The sequence below is a fragment of the Clostridioides sp. ES-S-0006-03 genome (genome assembly GCF_020662275.1).
In the GTDB taxonomy this organism is placed as follows: Bacteria; Bacillota; Clostridia; order Peptostreptococcales; family Peptostreptococcaceae; genus Clostridioides.
In genome coordinates this window covers 164,181-178,548 of record NZ_JADGMM010000005.1, presented here as the reverse complement: position 1 = coordinate 178,548, position 14,368 = coordinate 164,181, and the positions used below count along the sequence as shown (strand labels likewise).

The 14,368-nt window shown below is 28.1% G+C and carries 14 protein-coding genes; all 14 read right to left on the bottom strand.

Annotated features, from left to right (window positions below; genetic code table 11):
* Positions 1–23: 23 nt before the first annotated feature.
* Positions 24–1,688, bottom strand: a complete 1,665-nt coding sequence (locus tag IR151_RS08815; RefSeq protein ID WP_227434149.1) for a peptidoglycan D,D-transpeptidase FtsI family protein — start codon at positions 1,686–1,688, stop codon at positions 24–26.
* A 70-nt stretch (positions 1,689–1,758) separates the two neighbouring features.
* On the bottom strand, positions 1,759–3,006 hold the full coding sequence (locus tag IR151_RS08810) for a peptidase U32 family protein (RefSeq protein WP_227434148.1): 1,248 nt from the start codon (positions 3,004–3,006) through the stop codon (positions 1,759–1,761).
* Complete coding sequence (locus IR151_RS08805; protein ID WP_227434147.1) at positions 2,993–3,667, bottom strand: O-methyltransferase; 675 nt, start codon at positions 3,665–3,667, stop codon at positions 2,993–2,995. The genes IR151_RS08810 and IR151_RS08805 overlap by 14 nt, the downstream gene beginning before the upstream one ends.
* 171 nt (positions 3,668–3,838) lie before the next feature.
* Positions 3,839–4,918, bottom strand: coding sequence for an endolytic transglycosylase MltG (mltG, locus tag IR151_RS08800; protein WP_227434146.1), 1,080 nt, complete (start codon positions 4,916–4,918; stop codon positions 3,839–3,841).
* A gap of 216 nt (positions 4,919–5,134) precedes the next feature.
* Positions 5,135–6,460, bottom strand: coding sequence for a pyrimidine-nucleoside phosphorylase (locus IR151_RS08795; protein ID WP_227434145.1), 1,326 nt, complete (start codon positions 6,458–6,460; stop codon positions 5,135–5,137).
* A gap of 178 nt (positions 6,461–6,638) precedes the next feature.
* Complete coding sequence (locus tag IR151_RS08790) at positions 6,639–7,451, bottom strand: purine-nucleoside phosphorylase (RefSeq protein ID WP_227434144.1); 813 nt, start codon at positions 7,449–7,451, stop codon at positions 6,639–6,641.
* A 68-nt stretch (positions 7,452–7,519) separates the two neighbouring features.
* Positions 7,520–8,692: a phosphopentomutase gene (locus IR151_RS08785; protein WP_227434143.1), complete on the bottom strand. Its 1,173-nt coding sequence runs from the start codon at positions 8,690–8,692 to the stop codon at positions 7,520–7,522.
* A gap of 41 nt (positions 8,693–8,733) precedes the next feature.
* Positions 8,734–9,648 (bottom strand): tyrosine-type recombinase/integrase, encoded by a 915-nt coding sequence (locus IR151_RS08780; protein ID WP_227434142.1) that lies wholly within the window; start codon positions 9,646–9,648, stop codon positions 8,734–8,736.
* A gap of 11 nt (positions 9,649–9,659) precedes the next feature.
* Positions 9,660–10,265, bottom strand: a complete 606-nt coding sequence (locus IR151_RS08775) for a stage II sporulation protein M (protein WP_227434141.1) — start codon at positions 10,263–10,265, stop codon at positions 9,660–9,662.
* Positions 10,266–10,333: 68 nt separating this feature from the next.
* A complete protein-coding gene (locus tag IR151_RS08770; RefSeq protein ID WP_227434140.1) occupies positions 10,334–10,870 on the bottom strand; it encodes an NUDIX hydrolase in 537 nt (178 codons plus the stop codon).
* A gap of 1 nt (position 10,871) precedes the next feature.
* On the bottom strand, positions 10,872–11,939 hold the full coding sequence (locus IR151_RS08765) for a DUF3866 family protein (RefSeq protein WP_227434139.1): 1,068 nt from the start codon (positions 11,937–11,939) through the stop codon (positions 10,872–10,874).
* 4 nt (positions 11,940–11,943) lie between these two features.
* Positions 11,944–12,768, bottom strand: a complete 825-nt coding sequence (locus tag IR151_RS08760) for a glycosyl transferase (protein WP_227434138.1) — start codon at positions 12,766–12,768, stop codon at positions 11,944–11,946.
* Positions 12,769–12,775: 7 nt separating this feature from the next.
* Positions 12,776–13,468, bottom strand: a complete 693-nt coding sequence (locus IR151_RS08755) for a glycosyltransferase family 2 protein (RefSeq protein WP_227434137.1) — start codon at positions 13,466–13,468, stop codon at positions 12,776–12,778.
* A 23-nt stretch (positions 13,469–13,491) separates the two neighbouring features.
* Entirely contained in the window at positions 13,492–14,367 is an 876-nt protein-coding gene (locus IR151_RS08750; RefSeq protein WP_227434136.1) for a copper transporter, read from the bottom strand.
* Between the last annotated feature and the right edge of the window lies 1 nt (position 14,368).

Below are 14,368 nucleotides of genomic sequence, written 5' to 3'. Positions count from 1 at the left end.
CTTAAATTTTATAATACATGACTTTATTTTATACTTTCACATATTTCTTTAAATATAGGTATTGCTGATTTACTTTCCTTTTGAGTTCCTTCTACTAGCACAGTTATTACATACTTAGGTCTTTTCTCTGGATAAAATCCAGTTATCCAACCATGATCTATTGGCTTTTTATTCAGACTACTTTGAGCTGTACCAGTTTTTACCCCACATCCTCCTTCTAAATCCTTTAGGACTTTAGCTGTTCCAACTTTAGAAACAGATTTCATAATTTCTTTTACTTGTGTGCATACATAAGGAGAAATAATTTCTTCTTTTTTTGAAGACTTATAGGTTTTTACTGTCTCCATATCATTATTTACAAGACTTTTATATAAATATAATGGTTCAAATGTTCCATTATTAGCTATTATCTGGGTCATTTGATTTATTTGGAGTGGTGTAAATTCTATATTTTCTTGACCTATAGCTAAATTACGTATTGATATATTTTTTGGAGCTTCTCTAATTCGTTCTTCATCAAGACCAATATCAACCTTTTCAAATAAATGTAATTTTTCAGCAGATTTTAATATCTTCTCTTTACCAACTTTCATTGCTATATCTAAAAATGCTGGATTACATGAATTAGAAAAAGTTTGCTGTAAGGATTGAAGACCATGTCCATCTAGTTTATTGCATCGCAATATTTCATTACTATTTCCAACTTTAGTTTTACCTTTGCAATTATAGGTATAATTCTCATCTACAACTCCATTTTCAAGCGCAGAAAATAGCACTACCATCTTAAACACAGAACCTGGCGGATATGTCGATTTTATGACTCTATTCTCAAATTCTCCATTTTTACTCTTTAAACTCTTTGCTATGTTATTTTGGTCAAAATTAGGTCTAGAACACATAGCAAGAATTTCACCTGTAGATACGTCTGAAATCACTGCTGCTGTTGGATTTTCTTCTTTATTTAGTATTTGCTCTAAATTTTTTTGAATATCATAATCAATAGTAGTTTTTAAATGTTTATCTTTATCTTTTTCATCAATTGTTTTTACACTTCCCTTTAAAATATTTAGAGATTTTTCGTTTCCCGCATCTCCTGCTTTAAAGGCACTTATATATTTTTCATTTGAGTTTCTAAGCACACTATCCATACTTTTTTCTATCCCCAATTGACCTGATTTATCATCATCTTTTATATAACCTATTGTATGTGATAATAAACCATCCTGTGAATATCGCATAGTCTTTTCTTCTAACATTATACCATTCTTCTCAAGTTGTTTTTTCATGCTCTTATCAATATTTTCGGTCTGAATTTGTATTATAGGATGTGCCAATTGTTCTTGTATAATTTTATATATTTCCAAATCATCCATCTTCGTAGCCTTCTTAACAAGTTCCAGTATTTTATAGTTGTTATTTAATTTTTCTTTCTCAACAACTAAAATCTGAACTTTACTTGTATCTGTAAGTTTCTTATTATTTCTATCATAAATTATGCCTCGTCCACTATTTAACTCTACTTTCTCAACACTCTGAGATTCAACATTTTTTTTGTACTTATCACCTTTTAATACCTGTATATCAACTAGCCTATATATTAAACCACTATAAATTATTAAAATTATAGTAAATATATACCAGCTTCTCTTTCCCACTTTTTTAAAAAATGGAGTCTTTTTTTTTGACATGAAATCACCCCTTAGATAATTTCATTATTGACAATTTCTAAGGGGCTAATACTATTTTTATTAAATTTTATTACTCTTCAACTTTTTCTTCTATAACTTTTCTAAGCATATAATCTTTCTCAACTTTTACAGATAGTTTTAACTTAACTATCTGTCTAGGGTGAGGAGCTGATTCTATAGGCTCTCCTTCTTCGTTGTACATTTTTTCTATTTTAGTAAACATAGTTTCTTTATAAGGTCCCATAACTTCTATTTCATCACCAACACACATTTTATTTCTCTGTTCAACTACAATAAGCCCATTTTCATCCTCTGTCTCTCTAACTATACCTATAAAATCATAGTTTCTAACATATGATGCTGATTGATAATTTTGGTCTTCTGTTGTTGGCTTATTCAAGTAAAAACCTGATGTGAAATGTCTATGACTCCCTTTCTTCAACTCTTCCATCCACATAGGATTAAATTTCCAGTTCTCAGGGTCCTTATAAAATTCATCTATTGCCATTCTATATGCTCTTACAACTGTTGCTACGTAATACGATGTCTTCATTCTTCCTTCTATTTTTAAGCTTGTTATACCAGATTTAATTAATTCTGGTATGTATTCTATCATACACAAATCTTTTGAGTTAAAAAAGAATGTACCTCTTTCATCCTCATATATAGGGAAATATTCACCAGGTCTTTTTTCTTCAACTAAATGATATTGCCATCTGCAAGATTGAGCACAAGAACCTTTGTTTGCATCTCTTCCAGTCATATAATTACTTATCAAACATCTTCCTGAGTAAGAGATACACATAGCTCCATGCATAAAAGCTTCTATATCCATATCTAAAGGTGTTTTAGCTCTTATTTCAGATATTTCATCAAATGATAATTCTCTTGCCACTACAACTCTTTTTATTCCATGTTCATACCAAAAATTGGCACTAAGATAATTAGTTGTATTTGCTTGTGTACTTAAATGTATTTCCATATTTGGAATTACTTTTTTAATTACACTAAGAACACCTGGGTCAGCTATTATAACTGCATCTATTCCTATCTCTTCTAACTCCAATAAATAAGCTTCTAATTGTAGGAAATCTTCATTGTGAGGTATTATATTTACTGTTACAAAGACTTTCTTCCCTCTCTCATGTGCAAAAGCTACACCTTCTGCCATATCTTCTTTACTAAAGTTTTTTGCAGCAGACCTCATTCCAAAGATTTCTCCACCTATATAGACAGCGTCTGCTCCATATGTTATAGCTATTTTTAATCTCTCCAAATCACCTGCTGGAGCTAAAAGTTCAACTTTATTTAATTCCATCTACGTCACCTCTTTTACTTTCTTTATAACTTAATGCCACACCATCTCCGATTGGTATCAATGATGTACTCAAATAATCACAATTACATATATAATCTAAATAATTTCTCATTCTTTTTACTATGGTTTTCTTTCTTCTTACAACAAAATCATCATGTGCAACCATTCCTTTATATAAAATATTATCAGAAACTAATAGTCCACCATCTTTTAGCTTATCTATAACTAAATCAAAAAATAGCTTGTATTGACCTTTTGCTGCATCTATAAATATAAGGTCAAATTCACCTTGGATTTGACTCAATTTTTCTTCTGCATCTCCTTCTAGTATAGTTATGTTATTTTCAAATCCAGCTAATTTTATATTTTCTTTTGCTTTTTCTATCATTTTTTCGCTTCTTTCAACAGTTATTATATCTGCACCTTTTCCTATGATTGTTGCAAAGAAAATAGAAGAATAACCAATTGCACATCCTACTTCTAAAACTCTTTTCGGCTTTTGAATCTTTAATAAAACTTTTAACAAGTCTGAAACTTCTTTGTGTATTATAGGAACACTATTTTCTTCAGCATAAATTTCCAAATCTTTTAAAAGTCCTTCTTTTTCTTTTAATGTTACTCTTATATAATCTTCAACCAAGTCATTAACTATATTACTCATAAAAACACTCCCTAAAATAATAAACATCAAAATTTTGTCTTAATTTATTATTTTTTAAATTCATATTGCTCTGTATATTTACACTTTCTTTATTATAAATCTAAGAATAACAATTTTCAATAAAAAAGCCCAACATTATTCTTACCCTGTTAGACTTTTTATAATCATTGTTTATTTTGTGGTATTTTCATTATTTGTTGTTTTTGTATCTTTACCTTGTTTATCTCTCGCTTCCTTGTACTCTTTAACATATTTTAAATGGTCTTGATAGTTTGTACTATAGTTATTTCCTCCATCAATCTTTGCTACAAAATACAAGTAATCTGTTTTATCTGGATAAAGTGCTGCCTCAATAGATTTTATACCAGGATTTGATATTGGTGTAGGAGGTAATCCTTTATTTTTGTAACTATTATATGGTGAATCAATTTTTAAATCATTATAAGTTACAATTTTCTTTCTTTCTTCAAATATATATTGTATTGTTGCATCTGATTGAAGAGGCATACCTACTTTAAGTCTATTGTAAAATACACTTGCAATTATTGGTCTATCTTTATCAAGTACAGCTTCTTTTTCAATTATTGAAGCCATCTCCATTACTTCTTGAAGAGTCATCTTTGATTCTTTTTGTTTCTTTTTAAATTTGTCTGTATATTTACTATCAAATACGTTTAACATTTCATTTAAAATATCTTCCTCTGATTGTTTCTTTGAATTAAAATAATATGTTTCTGGATACAAAAATCCCTCTAAAGAAGTTATTCCATCTTCTTTTAAGAATGTAAACTTGTCATAAAACTCTTGAGGTTTTTTTATTAGATTTTCAAAGGTAGTTTTATCTCCTAAGTTTTTATTTACTAATATTGATATAATTTCTTTAGATGTAGACCCTTCTGGAATAGTTACTTTTACACCATCATGATATATTTTTCCTGAAGCTAAAAGGCTTATTATATCATTATTTGAATACGATTGATTAAGTAAATATGTTCCTGATTTTATAGATGGTGCCTTATTACTTATTTTTACTATCAATTTAAACAATAATTCATTTTTTATTAATTTATTTTCATATAGTGTGTCAGATATTTTTCCAACTGATGCTCCACTTGGAATGTCAATAATTACATCTTCTTTGTTATTTTTGTCATAAGGACCTATTTGCATAGACACAAATATACCTACCACAACAATTAAAATAACAACTATTAATGCTACTATTTTCAATCTATTTTTTTTAAAATTCATAATATAATCTACTCCTTATGTATATTTGTCCATTTTCTATTATAAAACTAAGCACTGTAATTTTCAATCATCTTGTCGAATAAACTTATTTATATTATAAAAAAATACTTTAAAATATATTTTTATTATTATATATTTAATACTTCTCAAACTTTTCAAAAAAATAAAAAACCTAACACTATTTTTAACATGTTAGGCTTTTTATAATCACTTTTTCTAAAATTTTTTAATTTCATCTTTAGTTACAATACCATATACTAATTTATTTTTTTCTATTTCTTCATCTACAATAGAATATGAATTGACGAATCTATCCTTTGCTAATGTAAGTTTTTTCTCATCATCATAGTGCATATGTGCTAAAACTTCACCCTTTTTTACATAATCTCCAACTTTTTTTTCTAAAATTATTCCTGCTGATAAATCTAAAATATCATCTTTAGTTTCTCTACCAGCTCCAAGAATCATAGCTGATATGCCTATATCTTCTGCCTTAATCTTACTTATATACCCAGATTTATCTGATTTGATTGGATACTTATACTTTGATTCTTTAAATAGAGAATAATCATCAACTATATCTTTATTTCCACCTTGATTTTCTATGAACTCTTTAAGTTTATCTATAGCTCTACCAGATTTTATTGATTCTTGTATCTTTTCAATACCATCATTAAAGTTACATGCAACTTTTGCTAAAACCAGCATATATGCTCCTAAAACTTCACATAATTCAACAAGGTCTTTTGGTCCATTTCCTTTTAAGGTTTCAATTGCTTCTATAACCTCTAAAGAGTTCCCAACAGCAAAGCCTAGAGGTTCATCCATATCTGTCACAATTCCTATGGTATCTTTATTCATACCAACACCTATATCAACCATAGCTTTTGCCAATTCAAAAGACTCCTCTAAAGTCTTCATAAATGCCCCATTTCCAGTTTTCACATCTAATACGATTGCATCAGCTCCGGAAGCTAGCTTTTTAGACATTACACTAGATGCTATCAATGATATATTGTCTACAGTTGCTGTAACATCCCTAAGAGCATAGATTTTTTTATCTGCAATTGCTACCTTTGCACTTTGACCACAAACTGCTATTTTATGCTTGTTTACAGAATCAATAAATTTATTTATATCCATTTCTGTAGAAAAACCTGGTATAGCTTCCAATTTATCAATAGTTCCTCCAGTATGTCCGAGACCTCTTCCAGACATTTTTGCAACTGGTGCTCCACATGAAGCAACTAAAGGAATAAGAGCTATTGTAGTCTTATCTCCGACACCACCTGTACTGTGTTTATCTACTTTTATACCCTCGATATCTGAAAGCTCTATCATATCACCAGAGTGCATCATTGCCTCTGTAAGATATACAGTTTCTTGTCTATTCATCTTATTTAAATAAATAGACATTAATAGTGCAGAAGCTTGATAGTCAGGTATATCTCCTTTAGAATAGTTTTCTATAAAGTAATTTATCTCTTCTTTGCTAAGTTCTAAATTATCTCTCTTTTTTTTTATAATATCATACATTCTCATACTTGAAATCTCCATTCTAACCTGTAATAATGTAAATAAATTTATAAACATATTTATATATTATAATATTATAAAAAACTGTCTCTTATTAGAAATACTTTTCTATATCAAGACAGCTCCTTATTAATTATTTTCAAATTGTACATTATCTATTTTATAATAAATTTACTTAAATCCTCTATAAATTCTTAACTGTACTCTTAACTAAGTTCAAAAACTCTGATTTGACTTTTTGAGTAGTTTGTATAACTTCTTCATGACTTAATGGTTGATTTAAGATACCAGCAGCCATATTAGTTATACAAGATATACCAATAACATCAATATTAGAATGTGCTGCTACTATAACTTCTGGAACTGTTGACATTCCAACTGCATCAGCCCCCAATATTTGAGCCATTCTTACTTCTGCTGGTGTTTCATAATTGGGTCCACTAAAGAACATATATACACCTTCTTTTACATCTATATTGTATTCTTTAGCACACTCTTTAACTATATCTATATATTTACATGAATATGCATCTGACATATCTGGAAATCTATCTCCAAGTCTATCATCATTTTTTCCTACTAATGGATTACTACCACTAAAATTTATATGGTCTCTTATAATCATCAAATCCCCTGGTTTAAATTGCTTATTTACACCACCAGCAGCATTAGTTACTACAATAATTTCGACTCCAAGAGCTTTCATAACTCTAACTGGAAAAGTGGCTTCTTTTTGAGAATAACCTTCATAGTAATGAAATCTTCCTTGCATAGCAATTACTTCTTTTCCTGCAAGCTTTCCAATAACAAGTTGCCCAGCATGTCCTTCTACTGTTGAAACAGGGAAATTTGGAATTTCGCTATATTTAATTATGACAGAATCTTCTATATCATTTGCTAAATCACCAAGCCCAGAACCTAATATTAGACCAACTTTAGGCTTTATATTAATTTTAGAATTTATAAATTTACTACTTTGTTCTATCTTTTCAAACATTCCAATCCCTCCATTCATTCTATTAAGATAATTTTTATTAGCTTATATATTTATCTTCTATTTAATATTTAAAATAAATCTTTTTTAAAACTCGTTCCATGTTTAGGCAGTTTTACATCCAATATATCTGCAACAGTTGCTCCAATATCAGCAAAAGTATCTTTTATTCCTAAATTAAATCCTTTTTTAATCTTACTACCATAAATCATTACTGGAATATATTCTCTTGTATGGTCTGTACCTTTATATGTTGGGTCATTTCCATGGTCTGCATTAATTATAAGAATATCATCTTCCCTCATATTGCTCATTATCTCAGGAAGCCTATTATCAAACTCTTCAAGTGCTTTCTTATATCCTTCTGGGTCTCTTCTATGACCATATTTTGAATCAAAATCAACAAGGTTTGAATATATCAAGCCTTTATTATCTTGTTTCATATATTTTAAAGTTTCATCTACTCCATCCATATTACTTTTAGTATGAATAGCTTCTGTAATTCCTTTACCATTAAAAATATCTTCTATTTTTCCAACAGCTAATACTTCAAGACCTGATTCTTTTATATTATCAAGTACAGTTGGTTCAAATGGGTCCAGTGAATAATCTCTTCTATTTGAAGTTCTAACAAATTCACCTGTTTTTTTACCTATAAATGGTCTGGCAATTACTCTAGCCACTGCATTATCACCCATCATTATTTCTCTAGCTATTTTACACATACTATACAACTCTTCTAGTGGAATCACCTCTTCATTAGCTGCTATTTGAAATACACTATCAGCTGAAGTATATACTATTACATCTCCAGTTTTTATTTGATGTTCTCCATATTCATCAATTATCACAGTCCCTGAAGCTGGCTTATTTCCTACTACTTTTCTTCCAGTTTTTTTCTCAAACTCTTCTATAATTTCTTTTGAAAATCCATGTTCAAATGTTTTAAAAGGTTTATCAACTATTATCCCAGTCATTTCCCAGTGACCAGTAGTAGTATCTTTTCCTTGAGACATTTCTTTACATTTTCCAAAGCATCCTATTGGCTCTTTTTCATCTTCAAAAAAATCTACACCATCTATATTTCCTATACCTAATTTTCTCATATTAGGAATTTGTATTTCTGGATATTCTTTAAATATATTTCCAAGAGTACTTACATCCTTACTGTCTCCAAAATTTTCAGCATCAGGTAATGCTCCTATTCCAACACTATCAATTACAATCCAAATTACTCTGCTCATATAAATATGCTCCTTTTAAATTATAAAATTTGCTATATAGTCTATTTAGCTTCTACTTTTTGTAACTCTATATCAATATCATTTCTAGGATGTTTTTCTTTTATTTCTCTTCTCACGTTTTTATCTATGTGGTTTAAATATACTTGTAAACTAGACAAATTAACATTTCCTAAGATTTTACTTACAACAGCAATGTTAGCACCTTCATTCAAAAGATGAATAGCAAATGAATGTCTAAGCATTGTAGGATTTATGTTTTTATCTATATTAGCTAAATTAGAATATTTTTTTATAACTTTCCAAAGACCTTGTCGTGTGAATCTTTGTCCTAATGAACTTACAAATAATGACTTTTCACCTTCTACAGCTATTTTAGGTCTTGCTTCTTTTAAATATTTCTCTAAATAAAGTTTTGTAATATCACAAAGAGGTATCACTCTTTGGCTTTTACAGCATGAACTACAATATATATAGTCAATATCCAAGTCAACATCGTCTACATTCATATCTACTAGCTCTGATACTTTTATACCTGTACCATATAATACTTCAAAAATAGCCTTGTCCCTAATTAATTTAGGTGTTGTTAACTTAGGAAAATTTAATAATCTTTCAATTTCTTCTTCTGTAAGTATATTTATATTTTCTTTTTTTACCTTAGGTTTTTTTATATCCTTTGCAGGATTATTTGTACATACATGATTTAAAAATAAATAATCATGAAAAGATTTTATAGATGATATCATCCTTGCTATTGTAGCTATTGATACATTATCTTTTTCCAACTTTATTAAATAACTTATAATATCATTTTCTACTATATCTACTAGTTTAATGCTTTTTTGATTTATATATTCCATATATTTTTTTATATCCATAAAGTATGATGCCACTGTGTTCTCTGATAATTTTTTTTTATCTTTTATGTAATCTATATATCCCTCTATAATATCCATTATAAACTCCTTTATTTAACTAGGAACTTAATAATACCAATACTTACAGTATTTAATATTAATTGCAACCCCAATGATAGTGCTATTATAATTATAATATTTAGTATGTACCTCTTAATTAAAAACTGCATATTTCTTCTATTTTTCTTTTTAAATTCATAAACCATCTCTTTAAAATAGCTTAAACTAATTAATGTTAATATGATTGCACATGGAATAATAATCAAATTTTTAAATAATATTATCAAAATCATTTTTGCACTCTTAAATTTTAATGCCAATATAAAACTATTTATTGTATATCCAATTGACATTCCCTTTAATACAAAAATTACTAATACTGCTGGAATTGTTACTACAAATAGACTTAATAGAGCTATCGAGCCCATAAAGATTGTATCTGACTTTAAATTTTGTAGAACGGTATCTTTTACATTTATATTCAGATTATAATACTCTACAGCAGGATTTATATTGTTTAATATATTATCATTAGAACCTGGTAATATTTTATTTATATAGGACCCAATAACAATAGACATCATAAACAACAATCCTATAATAATTATTTGTCTATTTAATTCTCTAAAATCATTTTTTCTATATGTTTTTCTCAATTTTATTCCCCCTTGTCCTTTATAAAATAATATGCTGTAGGACAAGGGGTTATTCATTTTTATAAATATTAATTTTTAAACATATCTTTTACTAATAATAATCCAATAGAAGTTTTTGCATCTTCAACATCATTTTTTAATACCATATTATAGGCTTCTTCAAGTTCAACTTCGTAAACATCTAAAAATTCATCTGCATCTAGATTATTTTCTCCTGGAGTAAGACCTGTTGCCAAATATACAAACATTATCTCATTAGAAAAACCTGCTGAAGTGAAAAATTTATGTATTAGCTTAATATTTTTTGCACTATAACCAGTTTCTTCTTTTAGCTCCCTCTCAGCACATTCTTTAGGACTTTCATTTTTTTCTAGCTTACCAGCTGGAATTTCAAAAATTGGTTTTTCTATAGGTTTTCTAAATTGCTTCACTAATACAACTTTATTATCATCTGTAATTGCAACTATTCCTACTGCACCACCAACTTCTACTAATTCCCTCTTTTGATATCCTTGTCCTGGAATTTCAACAGTATCGACCTTTAAAGTAATTACCTTACCTGTATAAACTCTATCACTACTAATAGTTTTTTCTTCTAATACCATCTTAAACCTCCATTAAGTAATATGCTGCTGTACTTGCAGCTTTGAAAAATGCCTCATCTTGCTCATAATTTCTTCCCATACTTTTTACTTTTAGATTAAAATAGTCTAAATCCTCTTTCGTTTTATTATTATCTATATAAATTATATTATGCTTTTTATCTAAACCACTAGTTTTAACTTGTTCTTTTATAAATTTTAATTTTTCATCATCATATATAGTTATTGGTATATCTATATTTACATTTACAATTTCTTCAAATACAGTCATACTGTGATGTGAAATACCTTGATGCCTTTCTCGTTTGTCAGCAAAACTAATTCTTGGAATTGCTATTGCTTGTCCTCCAAGCTTTATTACAGCATCAAGAATTGGACCTTGTTCAATTCCTGTAAATCCATATTTAGTACCTGTACCAGCAATTCCTGGTCCCATACTTACAAATACTACATCGGCTTTTAATATTTCTTTTGCTGTAATCAATGCAGTGTATATATTTATACACTCATAGTCTCCCCCAAATGCATTTCCTATAGTTATTGTACTATCTATTAATTTTTTTTCTTTTAAAGTATCTACATTTTTACTTAAATAAATTGGAAGAGATGCTCCATCAGTCATTATATATACTAGTTTCTTATTAGGGTTATTTCTTTTAAATGAAGCTACAAATGGAGTTAACATACTATGAAGAGTTCCTACTACAACAGGAAGGCCTTCTAACTCTGTAAAATCATCAAATTTATCATGATAAATGCTTTCTTGTTCCTCAACAGCGTCTACCTTTATTTGAAGTGGTGTATATCTAAGTTTCATTATATGACCACCTTCAATTAAACTAGATTCCAAATTATTTAAATTAGTTATTACAAAATGGTATCCACCAGTTCCTAGACTTAGTTCTACTGCTGTTGTATTTAAAACTACTTCATCCCCTATATCTACTACTCCAGACAGTTTTGGATAATTGTATGCTCTTTGTATTTCTCCATTTATATTTACTCTTATATCATCCAACGTTTCAGTTTGACTTACAATTGACTCAACAATCCCCACTCTTTTGCTTATCATAATGCTACCTTCCCAACTTATCTATAAAATTTAATAATTTATTTTTTTCTATTATTTTAGTCAATGAGTATTTTTCGGTAAATATATGCATAATAACTACAAATATTAACCATCCCAGTCTGATATTAAATGGATATCCAAAAGAAATTAGAATTCCAATAGACATTCCAAGAACATTTGAACCAGTATCTCCCATCATTGCTCTTGCCTTTAAATCATAATTAAAGTATGCAAGTACATTTGGAACTATAAGCAGTGGAAGAACTTGAACAAATCCTGTCAATGTTAAAAATACAATCACCATTATAAATAAATATGCTTTTATTGCTCTTCCTGGTCTTAAATCTAAAAGATTCATTAAATTGGTTGATAGAGCTATTATTAATGTATTTACTATTATATCTATTATGTCTTTTGATATAGACACAGAAACTATAAGTCCTACAAATCCACCAAACAACGCCTTAAAGCCTCCAGTTGTAAGACTTCCTTTAAATAAACTTTTAAAGTGACCTTTTAGACCACTTACATTTCTATTTCCAATAATATCGTCTAGTATTCCTGCAAAAAACATGGATATCATACCAAACATAAACATAAATATATATGCTAAATCTCTATATTCTGTAGTAAAAAATGCAAGTATTATTCCATTAATCACAAGCATAGGTAAAAATACAATTCCCATACTTACTGGTATCATATCTTTTTTGTAGTTTGGTCTAAGTATATTTCCATTTATCAATAAATTTTTAAATAGTGGTATTGCAGCATAGGTTCCAAATAATCCTGTTAATAATAAAATGGTATAAAGTATATAATCTTTCACTAAGATACTACCTCCATTCTTTCTTTTTTTGTCCTAAAACCTTTTTTATATGATAATACTGCTTGCCTCTATGAATAAATCCTTTTAAATTTCTGCCAGTTTCATTATGAGTCATGTTTACTAATACTTCTTTAATTTTAAAACCATACTTTAGTATATCAATCGTCATTCCAACTTCAACACCATATCCAAAAGGTATTTCATCAAATTTTTCTAAAACTTCTCTTTTAAATATTCTTTGACCTGACAGAGTTGCATCTAGTTCAACTCCTGTCATCTCAAAAACAGAATTTTTAGCTAAACCTTTTACAAATCCCAGACCTCCTTTTTTCTTTGCAGGAGGAAACTTTGCTATAGTAACATCAGCTTCACCATTTAATATTGGTACAATTAATTTTTCAATTTCTTTAGCCGAACTACCTAGATCTCCATCCAAAAATCCTATAATATTTGCGCTTTTCATTGATACTTTAAGCCCATAGTTTAAAGCATATCCTTTACCTCTGTTTTTATCTAACTTAAAAAATTTAATTTTTTCATTCTTTAATTCAGATACAACCTTAGCAGTATTATCTGTTGAACCATCATCTACAACTACTATTTCATTTATTTCTTTAATTCCAACTATACTTTCTAATGTATAGTTTATTCTACTTTCTTCATTATAAGCTGGTATTATTATACTTATATAAGAATCCATTTTTTCTCTCCTTAAAATTATTTCTATTTTATAGATGGCAACAATGAAGTTGCAGTATCTAATCTACCAAAATTACCAACTATATTACCTTGTTGTAAAAGCATAGCTAGAGATACACTTCCTACACCTTCATCAATATTATCTATAGTTGCAACTTTATTTTTAGAATATAATTCTACATAAGAAGTTTTAACTCCTGTATTTTGAACTTCTACTAAATATTTATTTTCTGATTTTATTTTTGAAACTACAAATTTTTCTATTTTGTCAAATTGTTTTGTATTATCTTTTGCATCATTTCCACCAGCTATTACAACAGATTCATATTTTAGATATGTGTCACCAATAGAGTTAAATTTTATTACATCTAGTTCTTGAAGATATGTCAAAATGTCACTTGCATCTTCCTTTTTCAAGGTATCAATTATATAATTAACTGCATCATTTGTATTTTTAATTTCTGTACCTAATTTACTTGAGATTTCTTTTAATTTTTCTGGATTTGTTATATTTTCTTTTAACACTATGTTAAATGCAACACTACCATTAGATTTGTTTATTATATCTTCTATATTTTTTGTATAATCATCATTTTCATTAGCTGATATTATTCCTATACTTTTTCCACTTAATGAACCAATTAAAACCTTGTCCACATTTTTATTTATAAAATTAATTGCTTCTTCATAATCTTTATTTACCTTTGCTAAATCTACATCAAGTTTATCATTTTTTTCTTTTAAAATATTAAATTTATCATCCAAGTCATTTATTATATTTGCTTGCTGCTCGCTTAATTGTTGATTATTATTTAAATTAAATCCTACTAACATGCCTATACCCAAAGCTATAAATATAGCCCCAATAGTGACTATATAATATTTCATATTAATATGCATA

Bases quoted from the DNA above. Each gene is read 5' to 3' on its own strand.
- IR151_RS08805 (WP_227434147.1), bottom strand. From the start codon at position 3,667: ATGAGTAATATAGTTAATGACTTGGTTGAAGATTATATAAGAGTAACA.
- IR151_RS08780 (WP_227434142.1), bottom strand. From the start codon at position 9,648: ATGGATATTATAGAGGGATATATAGATTACATAAAAGATAAAAAAAAA.
- IR151_RS08795 (WP_227434145.1), bottom strand. From the start codon at position 6,460: ATGAGAATGTATGATATTATAAAAAAAAAGAGAGATAATTTAGAACTT.
- IR151_RS08790 (WP_227434144.1), bottom strand. From the start codon at position 7,451: ATGTTTGAAAAGATAGAACAAAGTAGTAAATTTATAAATTCTAAAATT.
- IR151_RS08815 (WP_227434149.1), bottom strand. From the start codon at position 1,688: ATGTCAAAAAAAAAGACTCCATTTTTTAAAAAAGTGGGAAAGAGAAGC.
- IR151_RS08770 (WP_227434140.1), bottom strand. From the start codon at position 10,870: ATGGTATTAGAAGAAAAAACTATTAGTAGTGATAGAGTTTATACAGGT.
- mltG (WP_227434146.1), bottom strand. From the start codon at position 4,918: ATGAATTTTAAAAAAAATAGATTGAAAATAGTAGCATTAATAGTTGTT.
- IR151_RS08750 (WP_227434136.1), bottom strand. From the start codon at position 14,367: ATGCATATTAATATGAAATATTATATAGTCACTATTGGGGCTATATTT.
- IR151_RS08810 (WP_227434148.1), bottom strand. From the start codon at position 3,006: ATGGAATTAAATAAAGTTGAACTTTTAGCTCCAGCAGGTGATTTGGAG.
- IR151_RS08785 (WP_227434143.1), bottom strand. From the start codon at position 8,692: ATGAGCAGAGTAATTTGGATTGTAATTGATAGTGTTGGAATAGGAGCA.
- IR151_RS08765 (WP_227434139.1), bottom strand. From the start codon at position 11,939: ATGATAAGCAAAAGAGTGGGGATTGTTGAGTCAATTGTAAGTCAAACT.
- IR151_RS08755 (WP_227434137.1), bottom strand. From the start codon at position 13,468: ATGGATTCTTATATAAGTATAATAATACCAGCTTATAATGAAGAAAGT.